Genomic DNA, 24,294 nt, shown 5'->3' on the forward strand with positions numbered 1-24,294 from the left:
CCAGGTCGGGAAGAACGAACCGATCAACTTCGAGACGTATACGGAGGTCATCGTACTTATGCCAGGTGCGGTCATCTCGAAGGGTGGACCGGTGCCAGCCGTTGCTGATGGAGACTATGACCCTAGAGGGAAAAAATATTGTTCAGACACATGGGTCGTGTTTAGTTTGTAGCATTGTGCCAGACGGCGAAGGCTTGGAGCCACGATTCTGCTGTTGACGGTTTTGCGTGACTGAAACAGTTTGAGAACGAAGAGGTACGTCGTTTTATCCACGAAAGACACGTTCAGCAGCGTTCCGATTTCCATGTTTTTCGTATCGAAATCGGAGCCCAGATCGGCGGAGTGCAGTCTGAAGATGTTTTGCTCCATCGACGAGAAACACAGCATCGTCGAGATCATGTTTCTCAGTAAGTTCTTGCAAGAACCGTTCTGTCAACGCGGTCGTAGTCGTCGAATACAGCCGAATATGGAGGATTTTGTTCGTTTCTGGATCGACAGCAGTGTACAGCCAATAGCGATGTTCGTCGAGTTGAATCACCGTTTCGTCGAGCGCGACGTGATTCGGATCCGCATCATCTGCCGGCTGTAGATCGCACTTGTGAACCCAGTCATGGATCGCCTTGCGACTGCGTTGGACACCGAACTTCTCTAATTCTCGAACGGTATTCGAAAGCGATAAGCCGGCGAGATGGAGTCGCATACCGAATTCCATTAGCCGACGCGGTGTCCGCTCTCGCTCCACAAAACTCAAATCAATCCAGTCGCTACAACCGTTGAGGCGGTCGATTTTTGCCATAGACCAGCACAAAATCGTGCCGCCTCACTTTTCACGCTTAACGAAACAGCGCCCGGACCATAATCGCCGTCGTCCTCGACGCCGCCTGGCGAAGCGTCGGCCGTCGCCTTGTCGCCGTCGTTGCTCAACGCGTTACAGCCAGCGAGAGTCGCCATCCCGACGGTTGCACCCGCACACGTCGCCAGCCATCGCCGACGGCTTTGTCCATCCGGAGCTATATATTTACTTATCAAGACAGTTCTCGGTAATGAACAATTCGGAATTTCTGTTATTCGCTGTGTCTTGGGAAGCAGATTACCGTGAAAGTCATTGATCCAGTCAGTAACAGTCAGCCACCCCATATTCTCGAGCAGTGGCCGCTCGAGATCGTACTCCCGACTCACACACCGATCAGTGCTCTGGAGAGCGATGTCCTCGACTTTGACTCAGGCAAGACAAATTAGTGTTATTTTCTGACTGAGACGATCACGTCAGAAGATCCACAGTCGATCACTGCCGCGTACGATCGCCTCGAGTAGCCACCCGGAAGAGCGGACGGCGGGGCGGTGACTCGAGGGCGGCCACGATAGCGTTCCCGTCCTCGACGGATATTTCCATGTCGTTCTGATCGTCGAAAGAATGTACCGAGGACCTGACCGACAGGTTCGACCCGGAACGGGCGAAAGAGCACTGTTCGGCGATGAAAGACGACGTACTGCGGACCCGGTGCTGGCGAAGTCGGTTTCGAGCGGTGGCCCCGATCGGACGGGTTACGCCTCGAGTGGCGTGTCGACAGCCCGATCGTCGAAATCGATCGTGGCGGCGAAGACGATCCCGAGGACCGTCCCGAACAACACGTGACCGACGAGGCTCTGGACGGCAGCGCCGGGGAAGTCGGCGGCCGCGCCGGTTCCGATGGTTTCGAGCCAGACGGGCAGCACGAGCAGCGGAAGGATCGCCCAGATCGCCAGCCCGAAGACGAATCCGGCACCGACGACCCGGAGCATGAGGCCGGTTCGGGAGAGCGCTTCGGTCTCGGGATTCGTCTGGACGATCCCGAGGATCGGCCGTCGGGTGATGAGAAAGCCGAAGACCAGCCCGAGGACGATGCCGTGAGCGATGTGGATCCCCCAGCCGACGACGCCGACGGGGTCTAGGCCGTAGATCGCGGGGATCGCAACCGAAACGATCTCCGGATCCAGCGCCCACATGAGGACGCCGAACGCGGCCGCACCGATCGCCCCCCCGAGCGCGCCACCGATGGGCCATCCCTTGCGGCTTCCGATGCCGATCGTCGACGTGTTTTCGGACTCCGCGCTCATAGCGGGCCGTCCTACTACCAACGGTAACAAAAGGATTTGTCCGGCAGGAATCCTGTGTAGTCGCGTTGCCGGGACAAACGTGAGGACGTGACGCTTAGGTACTGGGCGGCCGAACGACCGCCGTGGCCTACGAATACGAACTGCTGGGCTGGCCGCCGGACGGGCCGAAACTGCGCCTCGATCACGAGCGGTTCAGCTACGCCGGCAAGTTCGTCATGACGAACACCGGGAAGGCAGTCGCCCGCGACGAAAACGGGACGATCGTCGCCGCCGTCGCGTTCAACGAGGACCGGACCGACGAATCGACGCTGTGGTTGCGGTATGTCACCGTCGAGCGCAAGCGGCGCGGCGAGGGGATCGGACCCGCACTGCTCGAGCACGTCCGGGAACGAGCGCTCGAACGCGGCTACGATCGCCTTCGGATCGCCGTGAACAACCCCTTCGCCTACGAGGCGTGTTACCGGGTGGGGTTCGGATACACCGGCGAGACGACCGGAATCGCCGAACTGGTGCTCGAGTATCCCGATCCGAACGGGGACGGCGAACGTGGCGACGACGGAACCGTTCCCGCCGAGGCCTACCGGGCGGGTCTCGCGGCGTTTCGCGAACGGGACCTCTCGGAGGCCGAGGAGCGGTTTCTCGAGTCCAGACGCAACGGTGGACCGCCCGCGACGGCGGACCGAACCGACTGAACCGCAGCCGATTTCGAACGCGACGTCGGGACACGACAGCCGAAGCCAACGATTCAAATCCCAGTCCGCCCAAGTGGTCGCCGATGGGAAACGCTGCCTTACGCGATATCGCCGTTATCGAAGAGATCCCCTTCGCGGAGGTCGAGGGTGTCGTCGCCGTCGACGCGCACAACTGGCTCTACCGGTATCTGACCACGACGGTCAAATGGACCGACAGCGCGGCGTACACGACCGCGGACGGCACCGAGGTCGCCAACCTCGTCGGCATCGTTCAGGGGCTGCCGAAGTTCTTCGAGAACGACATCACGCCGGTGATGGTCTTCGACGGCGGCCCCTCCGAGCTGAAGGAAGACGAGATCGAGTCCCGGCGCGAACAGCGCCGAACCTACGAGGAGCAACTCGAGGCCGCCCGCGAGGAGGGCGACGAGGTCGCGATCGCCCAACTGGAATCCCGAACCCAGCGGCTGACGCCGACGATCCAGGAGACGAGCCGCGAGCTACTCCGACTGCTCGACGTGCCGATCGTCGAAGCGCCCGCGGAGGGTGAGGCGCAGGCCGCACACATGGTCCGGCGGGGCGACGCGGACTACGTCGGGTCCGAGGATTACGACGCCCTCCTGTTCGGCGCGCCGCTGACGCTACGGCAGTTGACGAGCAAGGGCGATCCCGAACTCATGGATCTCGAGGCCACCCTCGACCACCACGCGTTGACGCTCGAGCAGTTGATCGACGCGGCCATCCTCATCGGAACGGACTTCAACGAGGGCGTTTCGGGAATCGGCCCCAAGACGGCAATCGCCGAAATCACCGAGCACGGCGATCTCTGGAGCGTCCTCGAGGCACGCGGCGACAGCGTCGAGTACGGCGACCGGGTCCGACAGCTCTTTCGCGACCCGAACGTCACCGACGACTACGCGTTCGACGCGACGCTCGATCCGGATCTCGAGGCCGCACGGGAGTACGTTACCGACGAATGGGGCGTCGCCGCCGGCGAGGTCGAACGCGGCTTCGAACGCATCGAGGAGAGCGTCACGCAGACGGGACTGGATCGGTGGACCTGACCCTCCGGTTCGAGGGCCGGACGAACGACTGACCGACGCTCTCACGGTTCGCGCGCCCGACGGCCGGAACAGAGGCAGCTCAACTCGAGCAGTCCCGCCCGAGCTCGCCGGAGACGAACTCGGCGGCGTTGCGGACGGCCCCGACCGAGGAGAGATAGCCGACGCCGACGGTCGTCTTCAGTGCCTTGGCCGCTCGGCCCGTCAGGACCGCCGGGCCGACCTGTGCCACCGCATCGTCGCCGACGCTGACCAGCCACCCCGGCGAGTGGAAGGTAAACGACTCGAGGTGGGGTTCGAGGGCCGCGGCGTCGTCGCGCTCGGCGTCGACGAGACGGCCGATGTTCTCGGCAGCGGTCCGTGCCTCCCGGACCGCAGACTGCGCGCTCGCGGGCACCGCGTCGCCGGTGGCGTCGGTTACTCGCGCGGCATCGCCGACCGCGAACGTGCGTGTGTCGAGTCGCAGGTCGTCGCCGACCGCGAGTCGATCGCCCTCGAACGCATCCGGACCGCGGATGCCGCCGGTCCAGACGAACTGATCGTACGCGACCGACTCGCCCGATTCGAGGGCCACGTGCGTCTCGTCGGCCTCGATGACGGTCGCTTCGGTCCGGACCTCGACTCCGTACGCCTCGAGCGCTCGCGTGACCGCCCGGCCGAAGTTCGCCGGAAATCCCGGCGCAACGCGATCCAGTTGCTCGAGGATCGTTATCGACGCCGTTCCGCCCGATTCGCGGGCCAGTGCGGCGAGCTCGCCCGCGACCTGGACGCCGGAGAGGCCGGCCCCGCCCACGACGATCCGACCCTCGTCGCCCCGGATCACCTCGAGTGCTCGCGACCGAATCCGGCGGGCGTGAGCGAGCCGTTTCAGCGGCGTGCCGTACTCGGCGACGCCCTCGATCCCGTAGTAAGCGGTCCGTGCGCCGAGACAGATCGCCGCGACATCGTACTCGAGGCGGCCGTCGGACAGCGATACCACGCGCTCGTCGCGGTCGAGTTCTTCCACGCGTGCGACCCGAACCGTCGCCCGCTCGAGCGTCGCGGGCAGCGAGACCGTGATTTCGTTTGCAACGCTCGGCCGCCGGATCACCCGGTGGAGTTCGTGCTGGACGAGGTGGTCGGGCGATTCGTCGACCAGCGTGATCCCGACGTCGGACGGGAGATCGCGCTCGAGCAAGCGCGTCACGGTCAACCCCGCATAGCCCGCGCCGAGGACGACGACGTGCATACTATCACGGACTGGCCCGAGACACATATACCGGGTGGCGACGCCGAACGACAAACTGTGTGAGCCGGCTACCAACGGTATCATGGGGAACTATAGGCTGGTAGATATGTAGGATCAATACGTGCTATGTCGGATCATTCGACCGAAGAGAACAGCGTCGATGGGGCGCTCGAGGACGCACACATCGGGGATCTGGTTTCGGAGCATCTCGACGAGATCGACTACAAGATCTACCGTATCCTGAACGAGGACGGTCGGATCTCGGATACGGAACTGGGCGAACGCGTCGATCTCTCGCGGACGGCCGTTCGCCGCCGTCGCAAGAAGCTAGAGGACGAAAACATCATCAAGATCATCGGTGTTCTGGTTCTTCAAGAGGTCGAACTCAGCTACGCTGACGTTCAGGTAACGCTTTCGTCCGGCGCGACGAGGGACGAAATCGACGAGTTCATCGAGTTTCTGGTCGATCAGGAACTCATCTACGAGGTCGACGAGTACCTCGGTCGGTCGGATGTCCTCGTTCGTGTCTGGCATGCCTCGTTACAGGACGTCAAGACGTACGTCACCGAACTCATGCAACACGACATCGTCGAGGAGTACGAAGTGACGCCGGTGATCAAGACACACAAGGCCTGGCACAGCAATATCGAGGGCACCCTCGATCGGGACTGACGCCGCGGTGATCGTCGAGACAGCGACCGGGGCGGGTGTACTCCCGAGCGACGGTGACGGCGATAGCCCGACCCGCCGTGACACGGCGTCTCAACGATCCGCGGAAGCGGACTCGCTCAGTCGCCGCCGTCGCTTCGCGGTCGCTTCGGCGTCGAGTTCGCCGTCGTCGATGACGACGCCGTACACGTCCGCTGCGGTTTCGGCAGTGATGTAGTCGTCGTGGTAGTCGGCCAGTACGCGTTCGGGGTCGCGCTCGAGCGGGTCGCCCCAGCCGCCGCCGGCGCTCGTGACAAAGCGGACGGTGTCGCCGGCCTCGAGTTCGTAGTTGGTCAGCGTCCGGTGGCGTTCGGTGGTGCCGTCGGCTTTCAGGATCTCGATGTAGTTTCCGTCCCCGTCCTGTCCCCCGTCGACGCCCCACGGCGGGGACTCTGAGTGGCCGAACGACGCCGTAATGAACGCGCCGCTGTCGTTGGACACCCTGTAGTCCTGAACGAAGCCGGTTCCGCCGCGGAACTCCCCGTGGCCCGCGTCCTGTGGCGTATCCAGCGCGAACCGCTCGAACAACAGCGGGAACCGCGTCTCCATCACTTCGACCGGCATCTCGAGGGACTCCCCGTCGCCGCTACGGACGAGGACGTCCGCCCCGTCGCGGTCGTGGCAGGCTCCCGATCCACCGGGCTGGGGTTCGACCACGAGGAAGTCGTCCCCGGTTCGGTCGTCGGTGCCGCCGACGATCGTCGAGCAGACGCTCGCGAAGTGGCCGGCCGACAGCTTCTCGGGCAGCGCCGGCGCGAGGGCCTTCCACGGGAGGTCGGCCGCCATCGCCGACGACTCCCAGTCGGTACCGATCGGCGCAGGCTTGGTCGCGTTCAGGACCGTTCCCTCCGGAATGACCACCTCGAGCGGTTCGAAGAGCCCGCCGTTGGCTGGTGCGTCCGGGGCCGTAATCGCCCGGAACACCGCCCGAGCCCCGCTGGCTGATGCGGCATACGGGGAGTTGATCGGCCCGTCGGTTTCGGGATCGGTCCCGGTGTAATCGAATCGAACGGAGTCGTCGGTGATCGTCACTTCGACGGTGACGGACACCGGGTCGTCGGTGATGCCGTCGTCGAGGGAATCGTCGGCGCGATAGGTTCCGTTGGGGAGCGACTCGATCTCCTCGAGTACCAACCGTTCGCCGTAGTCGAGCCACTCCTCGACGGCGCGTTCGAGCGGTTCCGTGCCGTACCGCTCGGCGATCTCCTGGACGCGTTCGACGGCGACCGAAAGCGACGCCTGCTGGGCCTGCATGTCCCCGAGCGTCGTCTCCGGCATCCGGGAGTTCGCCGCGACGACGTCGCGCAGGCCCCGGTTGAGCCGGCCCTCTTCGTAGAGTTTGACCATCGGGTACTGGACCCCCTCCTGAAAGACGCTCGAGGCGTCGGTCGCCCACGACCCGGGGTCCTTGCCGCCGATGTCGATCCAGTGGGCTTTCGATGCGGCGAACATGACGATCTCGTTTTCGACGAACACCGGTGCCACCATCGCGACGTCGTTGAGGTGGGTGCCGCCGCGGTAGTCGTTGAGGAGGACGACGTCGCCGGGATAGAACCCGTCGAGACCGAACTTCTCGACTGCTCCCTCGACGCAGAACGGCAGAGTGCCGAGAAACCCCGGGACACCAGTTGCCTGCGCGACGACGTTGCCGTCGGGGTCGACCAGCCCGAAGGCGTAGTCGAGGGTCTCGTAGAGCACACTCGATTTGGCCGTTCGCCCGAGGTTGATGAACGATTCCTCCGCCGCGCTCTGGATCGCGTTCGTGATGACCTCCCGCGTGAACGGGTCCAGAGCGGATTCGGTAATGGTGCTCATTGCTGGCTGATTCTGAGGTTGCCGTACTCGTCGACACGACACGTCTGGTCGGGATGGACGAGGGTCGTACACGCCGGCTCCTCGACGATCGCCGGCCCCTCGAAAGAGCGGTTTGTCGGGAGGCGCGACCGGGCATAGACCGATGTCTCGTGGCTTCTTTCGGCCCCGAAATCGACGATGCGGCGTTCCCGGCGTGCGTCCGCGAGCTGTCCGTCACGCTCGAGGGCATCGATGGTGGGGTTGGGCGCGTCGGCCGTCGCGGTGAGCCGGAGGGTTACCACCTCGATCGGGTCCTCGAGCCGGAAGTTGTACGTTCTCTCGTGGCGACGGTGGAAGAGTTCGACGGTCCGCTCGATGGCGGCTGCCGTCAGCCCCGACTCGTCGGTCCGGAGGGGTATCTGTACCGTGTGCTCCTGTCCGCTGTACCGGAGATCGACGCTGCGTTCGATCTCGATGTCCGCGGCGGTCACGCCTTCGGCGGCGAACTCCTCGCGGGCGCGTTCGACCATCGCCGCGAACGCGTCGGCGATCGGTTCAGCCGCGTCGGGTTCGAACGATCGGACGAGCGTCCGGACGTAATCCCGGCGTCGATCCGCCAACAGCATTCCCCACGCCGAGAACTGGCCCGGTGCCCGGGGGACGATCACCTCCTTGACCCCGAGTTCGCGGCCGAGCGTCGCTGCATGGAGTCCCCCGGCCCCGCCGCTTGCCACGAGGACGAACCGTCTAGGATCGTTCCCCCGACGGAGGGTGACCTGCTTCAGCGCGTGTGCCATCTTCGAGTTGACGACCTGAAGGATGCCGTGGGCCGCCTCGCGGACGCTCGTCCCGAACGCGTCCGCGATCGGCTCGAGGGCCGCGTGCGCGCGGTCGGTATCGAGTGTCATCTCGCCCCCGAGGAAGTACTCCGGGTTGAGCCGTCCGGTAACGAGGGTGGCGTCGGTGACGGTCGGCTCGGTCCCGCCGCGGCCGTAACAGGCCGGCCCCGGGTCCGCCCCCGCACTCTTGGGGCCGACGTCGATCGAGCCGCCCCGATCGATCCAGGCGATCGACCCGCCGCCCGCGCCGATTTCGACGACATCGACCACCGGCACCTGCACCGGAGCCCCCTCCTCGCGGACGGAACTCTCGAGCCAGTATTCGGTGCCGATATCGACGCCGCCGTCCTCGATGAGCGACGTTTTGGCGGTAGTGCCGCCCATATCGAAACTGATGACGTCGGGTTCCCCGACGCGGTCGCCGATCCGTGCAGCACCGACGACGCCCCCGACCGGCCCGCTTTCGACCATCTCGATCGGGCGCTCGCGCGCCCGGCCGAAGCTGCTCGTCCCGGCATTGCTCTGCATGACGTACCGGTTCCCGTCGACGCCGTTCTCGTCGAGGTAGGTCTCGAGGGTCGTCAGATACTCGTCGGCGATCGGACGGACCGAGGCGTTGAGTACCGCGGTGTTCGTCCGCTCGTATTCCCGATACTCCTCGGTGAGTTCGTGGGAAAGCGTGACGTAGGCGTCCGGATACGCCTCGGCGATTACCTCCCGGGTTCGGCGTTCGTGTTCCGGATTCGCGTACGCGTTGAGGTACGCGACCGCAATCGTTTCGATTCCCCGCTCGCGGATCTCGGCGACCGCCTCGCGAACGTCGGCCTCCTCGAGAGCGGTGACGACGGTGCCGGCCTGATCGATCCGCTCGCGGACCTCGAAGCGGTCCCGGCGGGGAACGAACGGTTCGGGTTTCTCGTACCGGAAGCCGAGCATGTCCGGTCCGTTGGCGCGGGTGAGATCGAGGACGTCCCGGAACCCGTCGGTCGTCACGAGCGCACAGTCCTCGACCTCGCGTTCGGTGATCGCGTTGATGACGATGGTCGTCCCGTGGACGAACTGTTCGACGTCGGACAACGTCAGGTCGCTTTTCGAGAGCACGTCGACGACGCCGTCGGCGCAGTTGTCCGGCGTCGTCGAGGCCTTCTCGAGCGACAACGTTCCGTCGCGGACGGCCACGAGGTCGGTAAAGGTACCCCCGATATCGACCGCGACACGCGTGCTATTCGCACTCACAACGAGTCACAATGTGAGGCGCACAATTAAACTTTCTGTGTACTATCTATCTTAATTATGTCCGTTTCGATCTACAGCATGTGTGAAATAGCTCGGTATTCGACAGAAACAGTCCGTGACGAAACGTCGGGCCGTCACGGGGAATCGCACGCCCCGTAAACGAGGGTGCTGGCGAAGCGACACTGTCGGTCCCGCCACGCTCTCGAGACGTCCTCAGCGGTCCCCGAGGACAGTATAGACGAGTCGGACCGGTTCGTCGCCCGTGTTCTCGCTGTAGTGGGGCGTTCCGGCCGGGATGACCGTCACGGACTCCGGGCCGACGGTGCGCCGGTCGCCTCCCGCGACGAGATCGATTTCGCCCGAGAGGACGATCGATATCTCGTCGCCCTCGTGGCTCGTGGTGTCGCTCGCCGGAACGCGCTCGCCGGGGTCGATGACGTAACTCCCGACTTCCGTCTCCGGATCCTCGCTTCGGAACAGCGCGTACGGGTCGCCGTGACTCTCCTCCCAGACGTTCGCGAGTCGATGGACGGTAACGTCACTCATGCCCAGACGGTCGGGTTCAGCCGGGGTAACTCTTTGGGCGAACATGTACACAATAAGTACTCTAATACTGTTTCTACTACTCATTTTGTTAAATACTATTTTCGATACGTGTACTATACCGCGGATTTCGACACAAATTATATTACCAATGCCGTCGACGGTTCGAATATTGAGGTGAGATAACACGTGACAGAACGGCTGGCAGTCGACATCGGTGGCACGTTCGTCGACGCGATCACCTTCGATCGCTCGACTCGCGAGGTCACCGTCGAGAAGGTATCGACGACCCCGGACGAACCGGAATCGGGCGTCCTCGATTCGATCGAGAAGGTCGGCGCGACGCTCGAAGACACCGAAGCGTTCGTCCACGGGACGACGCTCGGCCTGAACGCCGTCCTCGAGCGGGAGGGCGCGACGACGGGGATCATCACGAACGAGGGGTTCAGGGACGTCTACGAGATCGGCCGGACGAACGTCGAGCGGGAGTCGATGTACGACATCCGCTACCAGAAACCGGAATCACTGGTTGCCAGACGGCGACGCGTCGGCGTTCCGGGACGGTTGAACGCCGACGGCGAGGAGGTCGAACCCCTCGACGAGGACGCCGTCAGGGAGGCCGCGGCCACCCTCGTCGACGAACAGGGCGTGGAGGGGATCGCGATCTGTTTCCTCCACTCATACCGAAACCCCGCCCACGAACGCGAGGCCGCACGGATCGTCCGCGAAGCCTACCCCGACGTCAGCGTCTCCATCTCGAGCGCGATTACCCGCGAGTACCGCGAGTACGAGCGCACGAGCACGGCCGTGATGGACGCGTACATCAAACCGATCTTCGAGACGTACATCGACAACCTTGGTTCGGAACTCGCCGAGCAGGGGTTCGACGCGCCGTTTTTCGTCACCCGATCGGGAGGCGGGACCCTGACCGCCGACAGCGCGACCGACGCGCCGGTACAGACCATCCTGTCGGGGCCGGCCGGCGGCCTCATCGGCGCGTCCCACGTCGGCCGCGAGACGGGACGGGAGGACCTCGTCACCGTCGATATGGGCGGCACCAGCCTCGACGCCTGCGTCATCGAGGACGGCACGCCCGCCGTGAAGTACGACTCCCGACTCGAGCACCAGCCGCTGATGATCCCGGTCTACGACATCCGGACGATCGGGGCGGGCGGCGGCTCGATCGCCTGGCTCGACGGCGACCTCCTCAAGGTCGGCCCCCAGAGCGCGGGAGCCGAACCCGGCCCCGTCGCGTACGGCCGCGGCGGGACCGAGCCGACCGTCACCGACGCGGCGGTCGCGCTCGGGTACATCGATCCCGACGACTTCCTCGGGGGCGACATGGAACTCGACGCCGACGGAGCCAGAGCGGCGATCGCCGAGACGCTCGCGGAGCCGCTGGACTCGAGCGTCACGGACGTCTCCCGTGGCGTCTTCGACGTTACGCTTGCCAACACCGTCGGTGCGATCCGCGAGATCACCATCGAAAAGGGCCTCGATCCCCGGGAGTTCTCGATGATGGCCTTCGGCGGCGCAGGCCCGATGTTCGTCCCGCTTTTGGCCCGGGAGATGGGCGTCGACGAGGTCGTCGTTCCGCGGGCTCCCGCGGTCTTCTCGGCGCTTGGCATGCTCATGGCCGACGTCGTCTACGACTTCGCGCGGACGAACATCGAGGCCCTGACCGACCTCGAGCCCGCGGACCTCGAGGGGACCTTCGCGGACCTGGACGCCGAAGCGATCGACACGCTGGCGGCCGAAGGGTTCGACGAGGAGGCCATCCATCTCGAGCACACCCTCGAGATGCGCTATCTGGGACAGGAACACACCGTCGAGGTGGACGCAAACGAGTTCGACACGATCGACGAGATCGGCGACCGGTTCGAACGCAAACACGAGGTGCGGTACGGACACGCGATGGACGACCCGGCGGAAGTGGTCCACCAGCGGGTCCGCGCGATCGGACGCAACGACAAACCGCCGCTCGAGCGCCGTGAAGCCGCCGACGGCTCGGCCGAGCCGATCGGGTCCCGGGACGCCTACTGTTTCGCCGTCGACGAGCGGACCGCGTTCGCGGTCTACGACCGCGGCGACCTGCCGCCGGGGGCGTCGATCGAGGGGCCGGCGATCGTCCGCGAACCGACGACGACCATCGTCTTCCACTCCGACCAGACCGGGACCGTCGACGAGTACGGACAGCTCGTCATCGACGGAGGTGACTCGCGATGACCGACGCGAACGCGACCGACGAACTCGACGCGGCCACGGTCGAGGTCGTTCGAAACTACCTCACGTCGGCCGCGACGGAGATGCAACGGACGCTGATCAGGACCGCCTACAACACCATCATCTACGAGATCCTCGATTTCGGGATCTCGCTGTACGACCGCGACCGGAACCTGATCGCGGACTCGCCCGGCCTCGCGCTGTTCCTCGGCGCGAACGACTACGCCTTGGAGAAGGTGGTCGAGCACGTCGGCGAGGAGAACATGGAGCCGGGCGACGTCATCCTGATGAACTACCCCTACTGGAGTTCGACGCACACCCTCGACGTGGGCGTGTTCGCGCCGATCTTCCGCGAGGGACCTGACGTCCCCCGCGAGGAGAACGACCTCATCGGCTACGCCGCGACGCGTGCCCACTGGCTCGACCTTGGCGCGAAGGACGAGGGGTACGTCCTCGACTCGACGGACGTTCATCAGGAGGGCGTGATCTTCCCGGGGACGAAGGTGTACAAGGGCGGCGAACCGGACGAGGAGATCCTCGATCTGATCCGGTTCAACTCCCGCATACCGGACAAAGTGCTCGGGGATCTCAACGCCCAGATCGCGGCGATACGGACCGGCAAACAGCGGCTCCGGGAGCTACACGGCAAGTACGGCGGCGAAACCGTCGGTCGGTGTATCGATCGGATCCAGAACCATGGCGAACGAACCGCCCGTGAAGCCGTTCGGGAACTTCCGGACGGAACGTGGTCCGCGGTCGACTACGCCGACGGAACGACCGGCGACCGCATCCGGATCGAAGTCGAGGTCACCATCGACGGCGAGCGGGTCCACGTCGACTTCTCGGGATCGTCCGAGCAGGTCGACGAACCGCTGAACATCCCGCGGGGGATGACCGAGACCGTCTGTAAGCTCTGTTTCAAGGCGATCACGACGCCCGGGGAGGACTCGAACGCCGGGCAGTACGCGCCGCTTTCGATCCACGCCCCCGAGGGGAACCTCTTCAACGCGAGCTACCCCGCGCCCACGTTTACGATCTGGACCGGGATCGTCAGCGTCGACGTCGTGTTCAAGGCGCTGGCGAAGGCGATGCCCGAGCGGATCCCCGCGAGTTCGGGCGGTGACCTCAACGACGTCATGCTGTTCGGCGAGGACCCCGAGACCGGACGCCAGTTCGTCGAGGCCAACAACGACGCCGTCGGCTGGGGAGCAACGAACGACCACGACGGGGCCAACTCGGTGATGCACGTCACCGAGACGATGGTCCAGAACATCCCCGTCGAAGTGTTCGAGAACAAAGCCCCCATCTCGTTCGACGAACTCTCGCTCCGGCAGGATTCCGGCGGCCCCGGCAAGCACCGCGGCGGTCTCGGACTCCGGCGGGATTACCGCATCGAGCATCCGGTCGGCGCGCTGTCGATCGTCCAGAAGACGCGCGAGCCGGGCTGGGGGATCGACGGCGGCGAACCCGGCGCGAAAAACGGTCTCGTCCTCGATCTCGAGGACGACGCCGACGAGCGCGTTCAGGTGCTTGTCGACAACACCGACCGCTACGACGACGACAAGCTCCGGGTCGGGATGTTCCGCGGGACCTTCCACGAAGGCGAGGTCATCTCGAACCGTACCGGCGGGGGCGGCGGCTACGGCGACCCGTACGACCGCGATCCCGAAGCCGTCCGTCAGGACGTCCTCGACGGCTACGTCTCCCGGAAAGCGGCCCGCGAGGACTACGGCGTCGCGATCACCGACGACGGCGAGATCGACGCCGCGGAAACCGAACGACTCAGGTCCGACTGACACGAACGACGACAACGACACCACCATGACCGACGCCACCGTCATCGAGGACCGACTCGAGCACGCCCGCGAAACGCTGCGCGAGGCCGGCGCGGACGCGCTCGTCTGCTTCCCGAGTTCGAACATGCACTACCTCGGCGGCTTCGACGAGGAGCCGATGGAGCGGCACCTGTTCCTGATCGTGACGCCCGACGACGAACTGTTCGTCGCCCCCGAGATGTACGACGCACAGATCCGGGGCGAGTCCCCGATCACGGACGTTCGAACCTGGAGCGACGGCGACGACCCCACGGCCCTGCTCGAGACGATCGGCGACGAACTGGGGCTTTCGGGCGGCCGGCTGCTGGTCGACGACCGAATGTGGGCCATGTTCACGCAGGACCTGCAAGCGACGTTTCCCGACGCCTCGTTCGGGCTTGCGAGCGAGGTGCTCGAGGAGCTACGGATTCGGAAGGACGCGGCCGAACTCGAGTCGCTCCGCGAGGCGGCGGCGGTTTCCGACGCGGTCAGCGAGGCGATCCGGGGGCTCGGCGCGGACGCGATCGGGATGACCGAACGCGAACTCGCGACCGAGATCGAGAACCGACTCGCCGATGCCGGCGGCGATGGGGTTTCCTTCGAGACCGTCGTCGGGAGCGGCCCGAACGGCGCACAGCCACACCACCGCCACGGCGACCGGACGATCGAACGGGGCGATCCCGTCGTCCTCGATTTCGGCACCCGCGTCGACGGCTATCCCGGCGATCAGACCCGGACCGTGGTGTTCGACGGCGAGCCGTCGGCCGAGTTCGAGGCCGTCCACGACGCCGTGCTGGAAGCCCAGAACGCCGCCGTCGAGGTCGTCGAACCGGGCGTCGAGGCCCGCGCCGTCGACCGCGCCGCACGCTCCGCCCTCGAGGATCGGGGCTACGGCGAGCGGTTCCTCCACCGGACGGGCCACGGCGTCGGCCTCGACGTCCACGAACCGCCGTACATCACGAACGACAACGACCGCGAACTCGAGCCGGGGATGGTCTTCAGCATCGAGCCGGGCGTCTACCTCGACGGCGAGTTCGGCGTCCGTATCGAGGATCTGGTGGTCGTCACCGAGGACGGCTGCGACCGGCTGAACCGATCGCCCCGAACCTGGCGGCCGCTCGAGGAGTAAGGCTCCGCGCTCCCGTCCCGCCGGATCCGTACCGACGCCTCGCAGGGCGGTTTAGAACAGGTGCTCGTCGTCGTCGAGCAGTCGAGCGGGACCGCCGACGTCCCAGGTCGTCGTCGAGACGCCGCAGTCGGCGACCGCTTCCTCGACTTCCTCGGCGTGCTCTTCCGTCGTGTTGACGTAGACGCTCGCGCCGGTATCGGTCGAGAAGTAGACGGGGATGTCCTCCTCCTCGCGGAGTTCCCGCACGCGGTTGAAGACGGCGAGAGTGGCCGGCTGCCAGTAGACCCACCCCGAGGGGCCGGTCATCGTGGTCGCGGCAAGCGACAGCGAGTCGTGTTCGGCGAGTTCGAACGCGCGCTCGAACTCGTTGTTCCGGAGCGCGTCGCGCATCTCCGCGAGTTGGCCGTGGACGTGGGCCATCCGCGACTCGAACATGTGGCTGTCGGCGGCCTCCTCGTGGGCGTCTTCGGTCTCCTTGTGGTAGGGGACGAGTCCGACGATGATCTTGAGGTCCTCGTGGAGGTCCGTCGGGATCCGCCGGGAGCGACAGTCCTCGTCGTTCAGGCCGGTATGGAGCTGCGAGAACGCGCCGGTGACCGCTCGCGCGGCCGACGCGGAGCCGACGCGAGCGATCGTCGACACCTCCTGTTTGGTGGCGTCGAGTTCCGCCGCCTCCGCAAGCGCCATCGCCGCGGCGGCAAAGCCCGACGACGACGAGCCAAGCCCGACGTTGGTGGGGAAGCTGTTCTCGCTCTCGAGGCGGACCGGATAGACCGTGTGCGCGGCGTCGGACATCGATCGGGCCTTCTCGACGACGGCCTCGACCCGTTCGTAGGCTCGCCCGTCGAGCTCCTCGCCGTCGACGACGAACGTGTCCTCGTCGTGATCCATCGAGAACTCGACGGTCGTCCGGGTGTGGCTCGGTGCCGTACAGACGCTGATGCTGTCGTGGTACGGGAGCCGCTCGATTTCGTCGCGCATCCCGTGGTACTTGACCAACCCCTGAATGGGATGGGCCATCGCGGTTGCTTTCATACCCTCACACGTGAGTGAAGGCCGCTTAAAGCTCACGGCATTCGTCCGGCCCGACGCGGTCGCTCGAGCCGAGATCGAGACGTTCCCGCCGGAACCGAATCCCTCAAATGGCCGCTCTCGAAAGGGAGGGCTAATGGGAACGCCGCTCGAGAGCCGCGAAGACCAAGCCGAAACGATCGTCGAGCGCCTCGAAGAGGAGTATCCCGATTCGACGATCTCGCTGCGATACTCGAACCGCCTCGAGTTGCTGATCGCCGTGATCCTTTCGGCCCAGTGTACTGACGAGCGGGTGAACAAGGAGACGAAGGGCCTGTTCGAGAAGTACGACGGGCCGGCTGACTACGCCAACGCACCGCAGGACGAACTGGCCGAGGACCTGAACTCGATCACCTACTACAACAACAAGGCCACGTACATCCGCAGCGCCTGCGAGACGATCGTCGAGGAGCACGACGGGGAGGTGCCGGACACGATGGACGAACTGACGGAGCTGTCGGGCGTCGGCCGGAAAACGGCAAACGTCGTCCTGCAACACGGCCACGACGTCGTCGAGGGGATCGTCGTCGACACGCACGTCCAGCGGCTCACCCGTCGGCTGGGACTGACCGAGAAGGAGTCGCCGGAGGCGATCGAGCGGGAGCTGATGGACCTCGTCCCCGAGGGCTACTGGCAGCAGTTTACCCACCTCTGTATCGACCACGGCCGCGCGGTCTGTACCGCCCGCAATCCCGACTGCAGCGAGTGTGTCCTCGCGGATATCTGTCCCTCCGAGAAGGGCGACGGCGAGATCGACCTCGCCTCGGGAGAGCCCTGGTAACCGGATCCGGGCCGACCGTCGCAAGCCCAACGCCTTTTCCGCGACCGGCGGTAGCGCCAGCCGGGATCACGATGACCGACAACAGCGACGAGACCGGCACGGAAGAGCACGGGCGGGACGTCGAACTGGCCCGCGAGGATACCGACGCCGAGGACGAGGAGGAAGGGCTCACCGAGGAGGAGATGGAAGCCCGAGAGCGACAGGACGAGGAACAGCGTCGACAGGATATCGAACACAAATCCGCCGATCGGGAGGCCGACGCCCTCGAGAACGCGAACCCCGACCACCACCGGGACGAGGAACCGTACAACAGCTAACGCCGGTCCACCGCGGTCGCTGTCGACCGGCGATCCCGAGTTTTTCACGGCTACCGGCGGGGTCCGGCGCTCGAGCAGTCGGCACACGCCGTGGTCGTCCAGTCTCACCGCATCTCGAGTGCACCGTCGGGAACGACGAGTGTCGGCAGCGTTCCGTCGGCAGACACGGTAACCCGTGCGCCGACGGCGACCGAGGCCACTGATCGATCGTCGGCGACGAGCGTGACGTTGCCCTCGTCGCGTTCGACGGTGAGGACAACGTCGTCGTCCGGAAGCACCCAGCGTCGCGTCTGGGTGACAAACGGGGCGATCGGCGCGACGGCGACCGCGTCGACGGCCGCCGAGACCTGTGGGGCCTCGATCGCGCTTGCGTAACCGTGACTCCCCGCCGGCGTCGCAACGACGACGCCGTCGGCTCGAAACGTCGCGACGACGTCGCCGCGGCTCCGGACGCCGTACTCGGAGATACGGGCGGGTTCGTCGGTAACGAGCGTGACGTCGAACAACGCCCGACTACGGGTGTCGGTATCGGCGGCGTCGCCGGCACGGTCGACCTCGGCCGCGAGGATCGTCCGCGGACGAACGCGCACATCTCCCTCGAGAACGGCCGCAAGCGCCTCGGAAAGGTGGGTGCGGTCGACGCTTTCGATTCCGGGGATCGGTCCGACCGGAAGAACGGGAACGCCGGGCCGGGCGCGAGCGATCCCGGTCAGAGCGGGTTCACCGGCCGCGACCAGCACTGACGGGTCGGCCGCCAACACCGTATCGAGGTCGCCGCTCACGACCGTGACGTCGGCGGTCGAAAGCGGATCGGCGAGGGCGGCGGCGTCCGGACGGACGATTCCGACTTCCGGCTGCTCGTCGTCGGGCCACGGGGCGTCCATATCGCTCCGTTGGCGCGGATCGCTCAAAAGCGTAGGGTCGCCTACTCGTCGTAGGGCCAGTCGCCGGTGATGCGGAGTCCCTCGGCGAGCCCCTGGGCCTCGAGATCCGCCGCGATCGCTTCGGAATCCCGATGTTCGATCGTCCGCTCGTCGCGTGCCAGTTCGACGACGAGGTCGGTCAGCAGTATCGCCTGCTCCCGAAGGGTTCGGGGCTCGAGCTTCTCTATGGTATCGGCAAAGGTGTGGCCCCAGCCGCGGCCGACATCGTCCGACGTGGATTTGACGTGATAGCCCGGCACACCGTGTTGGACGAACGGCCAGTGGTCGCTGTGGGGACCGAGTTTCGGCACCGTCTCGATCGGGTGATCGTAGCGGTCGGCGACGTCGGTCGCGGCGGCCTCGAGTTCCGCGAACCCGTGTGTGGTAAGCGACAGCGTCCGGTTCCCGACCACGCCGTCGTTGTTGACGATGGCACTGATCGTCCCGTGGTCGGTGTGGTCGGCGTAGTGCGAGGAGCCGACCAGTCCGACTTCTTCGGCCCCGTAGGCGACGAACTCGACGCGGGTATCGAGTTCGTCCTCGCGATCGGCCAGCGCGGCGGCGATTTCGACGACCATCGCGGTCCCCGCGCCGTTGTCGAGTGCCCCTTCGGCGATGTCGTGGGCGTCGACGTGACTCGTCACGAGGATCCGCTCGTCGGTGTCCGGGCCGAGTTCGGCGTGGACGTTCTGGCTCTCGGTCGGATCGGACGTTCGCCCCGCAGCGGAGCGTGGCTCGTCGGCGTCGTGGGTCTCGGCGTCGACCTCGAGTTCGATCCGGTCGCCGGTAAACCGCCTCGCGAGGCGCGCACCGACCTCGTTCGAGACGCCGACGGCCGGGATTTCGCCGATCGGGTTCGCGTCCGTGCCGACGCTCCCGGTCGGCGGGAGACAGCCCTCCACGTGGTTGCGGTAGACGAAGCCGACGGCACCGTTGTCGACGGCGTGGTAATACTTCTCCCGACGGTGGATGTACCGGTCGTGGTAGTCCGGAACGTCGCTTCGGACCATCACGACGGTCCCTTCGAGGTCGCGTGCCGCGAAGTCCTCGGGGAGACCGTAGCCGAGATCGACCAGCGGCGCGGTCACGCGGTCGGCCGGACTCCGCGGGAGCGCGATACAGTCGAGTTCCTCGTCGCCGGCGACGATCGCGCTCTCGCCGCGGGTCCAGCCCTGAATTTCGAACGGCTCGAGACGGGCGTTCCGCGCTCCGACCTCGGCGAGCGCGTCGCGAGTTACCACTGCGGCTTCGCGTTCGCCGTCGCTGCCGGCCATTCGGTTGCCGATATCGACCAGTCGCTCGAGGTGTGTCCACCCGACGTCGCTCGTGAAAACGTCACCGATCCAATCGCTCATGTGGGCCGTATGGAGGTGCGGTCTGGTAACTGTACCGTTCGTGACCGACCACACCCGCGTTCTCGAACGGCCGTTTGCCGACCGGTCAGCCGTACAACCGGTTTTCGGCACGAAGAATGAATCTTTTTCACGTCCCTCCGTCACGGGGGGAGTATGCGGGAGACGCTTGCCGAGTGGCGGCCGACCGTCGACGAGGCCATCACCGACCTCGTCCCACGGGAGATCGACGCCGAATACCTCGAGTCGTTTTTCGGCGAGCCGACCTACGAGTACGATCCCGACGGGATCCAGCGGGCGCTGTCGGACCCGCTCTGGGACCTGCTCGATCGGGGCGGCAAACGGTGGCGCGCGGTGCTCTTTCTCGTCTTCGTCGAGGGATTCGGAGAGGACCCGGCGGAGTATCTCCCCTACGCATGTATTCCGGAGATCCTTCACAACGGGACGATCATCGTCGACGACGTCGAGGACGAAGCCGCGAAGCGCCGCGGGGACCCGGCGCTACACCACGTTTACGGCCGGGACGTCGCCCTGAACGCCGGCAACGCGATGTACTTCCTGCCGCTGAAGATTCTGACCGCGAATCCCGCCGACCTGCCGGCCGACCGGCGACTGGCCGCCTACGAGATGCTGATGGACGAACTCAACCGGACACATCTCGGACAGGGAATGGACATCTGCTGGCACAACGAACCCGCCGTCCGGGTCAGCCCCGCGGAGTATCTCGAGATGTGTGCGTGCAAGACCGGGTGTCTGGGCCGGATCGTCGCCCGACTCGCCGCGATCATCACCGACCAGCCCCCCGAAGTCGAGCGGGCCGTCGCCAACTACGCGGAACTGACCGCGGTCGCGTTCCAGATCGGCGACGACATCCTCGACGTCGAGAACTCGCTGGGACGTGCCGGCGAGTTCGGCAAGGAGTTCGGCAACGACGTCAGGGAAGGCAAGAAGACCCTGCTCGTGATCCACGCCATCGAGGAGAGTCCGCCGGAGACGGCTGCGCGACTCGAGACGATCCTCGAGCGCGATACTAATACCGACGAGGAGGTACTCGAGGCGCTGTCGATACTCGAATCCGCCGGCAGTATCGAGTACGCCCGCGAACGGGCGCTGGAACTGGCCGAGAAGGCGCGAGCCGAGATCGACGGCCTCGACTTCGACCCGGAAACGACCCGCAAACTCCACGAGTTCACCGAGTTCGTTATCGAGCGCGAAGAGTAACCGAGCCGGACGGTCCCGCTCCGGTGACAGTCCGGCCGCCGTGACGGACACGCGAACCGAACGGCAGGGGTAGCTACTACGGGCCGGCCGTTGTACGACGGCTATGGCCGACCGTTCGAGTTCCACCTCGAGTGCGACCGCCGCCTCCCAGCCAACGACCTCGAGCCCGTGGCCCGTGCTCGTGGCCGTCGGCCTCGCCGCCTCGGAGGTCGGTATCGTCGTCGATCTCTTCCCGGTCGCCGTCGTCGGACTCGTGGTCTTCGCTGCAAGCGTCACCGGGATCGTCGCCGAGTCGAACCGGTTCGGGAACCCGCGATCGTTCGCGTACGGCTTCGGCCTCCTTTTCGTCCTCGGCGGGACGGCACTGTATGCGGTCGGGACCGGACTGGTGACGCTTGCCCCGCTCGAGGGGCTTGTCGGACTGGCGAGTCGCGGGTCCGCGATCGCCGTCGCCGGCCTCGTAACGATCCTCGGAGCGGCCACCTCCCAGTATCGATGAGTCGACGCGCGTTCGACGCCGAAATCGCGCTCGATCTCGCGGTCAACCTCATCCCGCTCGCGATCATCGTGTTCTTCGTCGTGCTCTTTGCGGCGTTCAACCCGTGGGGGTTCGACCCGCTCCGGTCGACGATCCAGTTCGCCGTGTTGCTGTCGGTGATCATACTGCTCGGACTCGTCACCGTCCTCTCGGCTCGCGTAATCGAAGGCGACGAACGGACGCGGGGCCAAGAGAGAGAACAGTGATCGCGGACCGCGCGTCGTCAACGCGTGACTCGTCGTCGACACGCGAATAGCGCCGCGACTGCGTGACTCGAGGCCTCAGTTGATCACGAGCAAAAACCCCGTCATCGCCATCAGGATCGCGATCCCGACGAGCAACAGCAGGAACAACTCCTTCTCGGAAAGCCGTCGCTGGAGAACGATCCCGGACGAATCGGGCTTGTCAGGACTCACGGGCGATCACGACCGCGAATACGACGACGAGTACAATAGCGTTTGGTTCGCTCGAGTCGGGCCAGCTCGTCCGAGTCGATCCGACGGCGGTCGCTCGTCGATCGAGGCGGCACGCGTGCGTTCGCGTGGCGGTCACGCGCATATAGTTACGTCGGACTTGCCAGTAGATATAAGTCGGTCTGCGTGTTAGTTCTCCCCGGAAGCTACCGTCTCCAGAACAGTCGCGGGGGCATGCGCTGAAATGCCCCGGGTGCTGGAGACACCCGAGACGTGGCTTCCAACCCGGATAGGTCTGAAGCCATGATTGCGTACTCGCTCCCGAGACATAAACGTCTCGCACGACAGTCAGCCCGCCTGATACGGGGAGCGACGCGTCCGAGGTGCGTTTTCGGGCCGACTATGTTACTGGGTTACATCCACGGCACGTCGGCTCGAGCGATAGCGACAGCGACGGCAATATCGACGTCGCCATCGGCGGCCGGTGGGGACCGGTTCGTTCTACGGGGGTCTACCCATGGGGGACGCATCTCGGCACGTGGCTCGAGCGGCCACGTCGTGGCACGGACCGATCCGGGACTGCGGGATAGTGCGCTGGCCCGTGAATGTTCAGTGTGGCCGGATGATCGACTGCGCGAATCTACGCCGGTCGTGACGGCCTCACGCGGCTTCCAGCCCCCTCCCGTCCCCGCCGCCGTCTCGAGGACTCCGAAGATGGGTCCGCGTTCTCGAGCACGAACGGCCGTTGACCGTCGAGTCACGCCTCGCGCTCACGGATACATCAACTCGAGAGAAACAATTATGTTATGTCAATCTAAATGAGGAGAAAATGAACCGGACCACTGGACAGTGTCGACGCCAGTCCGGAGACCGAGCGACGGAGGGAATGAGATGACGAAGAAACGCCGGAAACGCGAACGCGAGCGCGAACGCGACAAGAAGTCCTCGAACGCGGACGCTGATCAGTCTCGATCGGCCGGCCGATCGTCTCGAGCGAGGAACCCGGCCGCAGTCGCCGGGCCAGTCCCCGGCGAAGGGGCCGCGGTCGAAACCGGGACTGCCGCTCCCGACGCGGTTACCACCACGCCGTTCACCGATGCGCCTGCGTATCTAACGCGACGCGAAGAACAGATCCAGCGCGCACTCGCCGGCACCGATACGACTCAGGGCGACGTGCCCGATACCGTCCTCGAGGTACTCGGCGACGGTGGCCAACCCCTCGAGAAGCCCATTCAACGCGCTCTCGAGGAACGGATGGATGCAGATTTCAGTAACGTCCGGGTTCACACGGGCGCGAAAGCCGCCGAGGCGGCTGAATCGATCGATGCGAAAGCGTTCACCTGCGGCAACGACATCGTCTTCAATTCCGGCGAGTACGATCCCGAGAGCGCGGAGGGGCAGTTCCTGCTGGCACACGAACTCGCTCACGTTCGCCAGCAAACCGGTGCGGCGATCAGCATGATGCCTCAGTCGGATGCTAACTTGGAGATCGATCCGGATCCGCAGTTAGAGCGAGAGGCCGACGAGGCGGCCCACGAGGCGCTGTCGGATGAGCCACTGACGATCAATCGGATGGGGACGGACGTTCACGTCCAGCGAGTGGCAAAGAGCGCCGAGTCGATGACCTATGAAGGACTCGACACGCTCACTGAAGCGGTGGCCGATCTGCGGGAAACCGTCACTGAAAACCAGCGAGAGATTCAAGACACAAAATCCAACTTGAGTGCGCTCGAGGATGAAGTACACAGCGGCTGGGCAGATAAGACGGCCGGTGCCGCTGCGGCTGTCGGAGCCAGTGGGATCACTGCAGGGACACGAGCGGCGACCGAGACTGACCTCGGAAACGCCATCGCGGGCAACGAGATGCTGATGGATCTCTTGCCGACGCTCGCCCAGAACGGTGATGTGGTGGCCGCTGCCGGTCTGACGGCGGTTCTGGCTGGCGGCACTTACGGCCTCCAGCAGGCCATCGACGGCGCGGGAATCCTCGAAAAACTCGGGGACGGTTACAAGAGTCTCAGAGATCGCCTCTCTATCTTCAACGACGACGAGGAAGGCCAGCGCGAGAAAGAGGAGACTGATGGAACAATGGATTCAGTTAGAAACTTGGTGAATAGGTGATTGCGGTGGAAGCTTCAGTCCATGGAGAACAAGACGGGCTAGTAGTTGTAGATGTATTTGATAACAATGGAATGGAACATGCAATTGCCGTTGAGACCGCTGGATCTGTCCATCAACATGCCCAAGACGGCTATCCAGATGATCCATCAAAACGGACGAACGAGGAAGACGAGAGCGTATCTCAGGCACGTCGTTT

General features: G+C 65.1%; 21 protein-coding genes and 2 pseudogenes. 13 read left to right on the forward strand and 10 right to left on the reverse strand.

The genetic code is table 11. The features are described from left to right. Positions 1-161: 161 nt before the first annotated feature. A pseudogene (locus tag TX80_RS18775) lies at positions 162-796 on the reverse strand (IS6 family transposase). A gap of 749 nt (positions 797-1,545) precedes the next feature. Beyond that, a complete protein-coding gene (locus TX80_RS15295) occupies positions 1,546-2,097 on the reverse strand; it encodes a hypothetical protein (protein ID WP_049924024.1) in 552 nt (183 codons plus the stop codon). A gap of 122 nt (positions 2,098-2,219) precedes the next feature. On the opposite strand from TX80_RS15295, the gene TX80_RS15300 reads away from it, so the two are divergent. Both TX80_RS15300 and fen read left to right on the forward strand, forming a co-directional pair. Further along, positions 2,220-2,789 carry a GNAT family N-acetyltransferase gene (locus tag TX80_RS15300; protein ID WP_049924025.1) on the forward strand — a complete coding sequence of 190 codons (570 nt, stop codon included), beginning with the start codon at positions 2,220-2,222 and terminating at the stop codon, positions 2,787-2,789. A gap of 83 nt (positions 2,790-2,872) precedes the next feature. Further along, positions 2,873-3,850, forward strand: coding sequence for a flap endonuclease-1 (gene fen, locus TX80_RS15305; protein WP_049924027.1), 978 nt, complete (start codon positions 2,873-2,875; stop codon positions 3,848-3,850). Between the two features lie 79 nt (positions 3,851-3,929). On the opposite strand, the gene TX80_RS15310 is transcribed toward fen, so the two are convergent. After that, entirely contained in the window at positions 3,930-5,075 is a 1,146-nt protein-coding gene (locus TX80_RS15310; protein ID WP_049924028.1) for an NAD(P)/FAD-dependent oxidoreductase, read from the reverse strand. 126 nt (positions 5,076-5,201) lie between these two features. On the opposite strand from TX80_RS15310, the gene TX80_RS15315 reads away from it, so the two are divergent. Further along, the gene (locus tag TX80_RS15315) at positions 5,202-5,747 is read left to right on the forward strand and encodes an Lrp/AsnC family transcriptional regulator (protein WP_049924029.1); all 546 of its coding nucleotides are present in this window, start codon (positions 5,202-5,204) and stop codon (positions 5,745-5,747) included. A 90-nt stretch (positions 5,748-5,837) separates the two neighbouring features. Here TX80_RS15315 and TX80_RS15320 read toward each other — a convergent pair whose 3' ends face one another. The 3 genes from TX80_RS15320 to TX80_RS15330 all read right to left on the reverse strand — a co-directional run bounded on the left by TX80_RS15320 (position 5,838) and on the right by TX80_RS15330 (position 10,198). Further along, entirely contained in the window at positions 5,838-7,598 is a 1,761-nt protein-coding gene (locus tag TX80_RS15320; protein WP_049924030.1) for a hydantoinase B/oxoprolinase family protein, read from the reverse strand. Continuing rightward, positions 7,595-9,652, reverse strand: a complete 2,058-nt coding sequence (locus tag TX80_RS15325; protein WP_049924031.1) for a hydantoinase/oxoprolinase family protein — start codon at positions 9,650-9,652, stop codon at positions 7,595-7,597. Before TX80_RS15325 ends, TX80_RS15320 begins: the two co-directional genes overlap by 4 nt. Positions 9,653-9,865: 213 nt before the next feature. Continuing rightward, positions 9,866-10,198 carry a cupin domain-containing protein gene (locus TX80_RS15330; RefSeq protein ID WP_049924033.1) on the reverse strand — a complete coding sequence of 111 codons (333 nt, stop codon included), beginning with the start codon at positions 10,196-10,198 and terminating at the stop codon, positions 9,866-9,868. A 186-nt stretch (positions 10,199-10,384) separates the two neighbouring features. On the opposite strand from TX80_RS15330, the gene TX80_RS15335 reads away from it, so the two are divergent. Genes TX80_RS15335 through TX80_RS15345 form a run of 3 tightly spaced genes read left to right on the forward strand, consistent with a single transcriptional unit; the run spans position 10,385 to position 15,361 of the window. After that, positions 10,385-12,421 carry a hydantoinase/oxoprolinase family protein gene (locus tag TX80_RS15335; protein ID WP_049924034.1) on the forward strand — a complete coding sequence of 679 codons (2,037 nt, stop codon included), beginning with the start codon at positions 10,385-10,387 and terminating at the stop codon, positions 12,419-12,421. Further along, positions 12,418-14,214 carry a hydantoinase B/oxoprolinase family protein gene (locus tag TX80_RS15340; protein ID WP_049924036.1) on the forward strand — a complete coding sequence of 599 codons (1,797 nt, stop codon included), beginning with the start codon at positions 12,418-12,420 and terminating at the stop codon, positions 14,212-14,214. Before TX80_RS15335 ends, TX80_RS15340 begins: the two co-directional genes overlap by 4 nt. Before the next feature lie 25 nt (positions 14,215-14,239). Next, positions 14,240-15,361 carry a M24 family metallopeptidase gene (locus TX80_RS15345; protein WP_049924037.1) on the forward strand — a complete coding sequence of 374 codons (1,122 nt, stop codon included), beginning with the start codon at positions 14,240-14,242 and terminating at the stop codon, positions 15,359-15,361. A 51-nt stretch (positions 15,362-15,412) separates the two neighbouring features. Here the strand turns inward: TX80_RS15345 and mvaD are convergent, their stop codons facing one another. Next, positions 15,413-16,396, reverse strand: coding sequence for a phosphomevalonate decarboxylase MvaD (gene mvaD / locus TX80_RS15350; RefSeq protein ID WP_049924038.1), 984 nt, complete (start codon positions 16,394-16,396; stop codon positions 15,413-15,415). Between the two features lie 133 nt (positions 16,397-16,529). Between mvaD and nth the strand changes: the two genes are divergently transcribed. Together nth and TX80_RS15360 are read left to right on the forward strand one after the other, a co-directional pair. After that, positions 16,530-17,213, forward strand: a complete 684-nt coding sequence (gene nth, locus TX80_RS15355) for an endonuclease III (protein ID WP_049924040.1) — start codon at positions 16,530-16,532, stop codon at positions 17,211-17,213. Positions 17,214-17,284: 71 nt separating this feature from the next. Beyond that, positions 17,285-17,530, forward strand: coding sequence for a hypothetical protein (locus tag TX80_RS15360; protein ID WP_049924042.1), 246 nt, complete (start codon positions 17,285-17,287; stop codon positions 17,528-17,530). Positions 17,531-17,634: 104 nt separating this feature from the next. Here the strand turns inward: TX80_RS15360 and TX80_RS15365 are convergent, their stop codons facing one another. Together TX80_RS15365 and TX80_RS15370 are read right to left on the reverse strand one after the other, a co-directional pair. Continuing rightward, on the reverse strand, positions 17,635-18,414 hold the full coding sequence (locus TX80_RS15365; protein WP_049924043.1) for an NAD(+)/NADH kinase: 780 nt from the start codon (positions 18,412-18,414) through the stop codon (positions 17,635-17,637). 41 nt (positions 18,415-18,455) lie between these two features. Next, a complete protein-coding gene (locus tag TX80_RS15370) occupies positions 18,456-19,808 on the reverse strand; it encodes a M28 family peptidase (RefSeq protein WP_049924044.1) in 1,353 nt (450 codons plus the stop codon). Positions 19,809-19,961: 153 nt separating this feature from the next. On the opposite strand from TX80_RS15370, the gene TX80_RS15375 reads away from it, so the two are divergent. From TX80_RS15375 to TX80_RS15385, 3 genes are all read left to right on the forward strand, one after another. Continuing rightward, entirely contained in the window at positions 19,962-21,026 is a 1,065-nt protein-coding gene (locus TX80_RS15375; RefSeq protein ID WP_049924045.1) for a polyprenyl synthetase family protein, read from the forward strand. A 103-nt stretch (positions 21,027-21,129) separates the two neighbouring features. Then, positions 21,130-21,525: a DUF7541 family protein gene (locus TX80_RS15380; RefSeq protein ID WP_049924046.1), complete on the forward strand. Its 396-nt coding sequence runs from the start codon at positions 21,130-21,132 to the stop codon at positions 21,523-21,525. Then, positions 21,522-21,770 carry a DUF6684 family protein gene (locus tag TX80_RS15385; RefSeq protein WP_049924047.1) on the forward strand — a complete coding sequence of 83 codons (249 nt, stop codon included), beginning with the start codon at positions 21,522-21,524 and terminating at the stop codon, positions 21,768-21,770. The genes TX80_RS15380 and TX80_RS15385 overlap by 4 nt, the downstream gene beginning before the upstream one ends. A gap of 75 nt (positions 21,771-21,845) precedes the next feature. Here TX80_RS15385 and TX80_RS20030 read toward each other — a convergent pair whose 3' ends face one another. Beyond that, on the reverse strand, positions 21,846-21,980 hold the full coding sequence (locus TX80_RS20030; RefSeq protein WP_268258153.1) for a hypothetical protein: 135 nt from the start codon (positions 21,978-21,980) through the stop codon (positions 21,846-21,848). 888 nt (positions 21,981-22,868) lie between these two features. Between TX80_RS20030 and TX80_RS18780 the strand changes: the two genes are divergently transcribed. Both TX80_RS18780 and TX80_RS19850 read left to right on the forward strand, forming a co-directional pair. Next, positions 22,869-24,098, forward strand: a complete 1,230-nt coding sequence (locus tag TX80_RS18780) for an eCIS core domain-containing protein (RefSeq protein ID WP_081661634.1) — start codon at positions 22,869-22,871, stop codon at positions 24,096-24,098. Beyond that, positions 24,095-24,294 (forward strand): annotated as a pseudogene (locus TX80_RS19850) (hypothetical protein); the annotation flags it as partial. The gene TX80_RS18780 and the pseudogene TX80_RS19850, both read left to right, overlap by 4 nt.

It is taken from the genome of Halopiger djelfimassiliensis, assembly GCF_000455365.1.
In the GTDB taxonomy this organism is placed as follows: Archaea; Halobacteriota; Halobacteria; order Halobacteriales; family Natrialbaceae; genus Halopiger_B; species Halopiger_B djelfimassiliensis.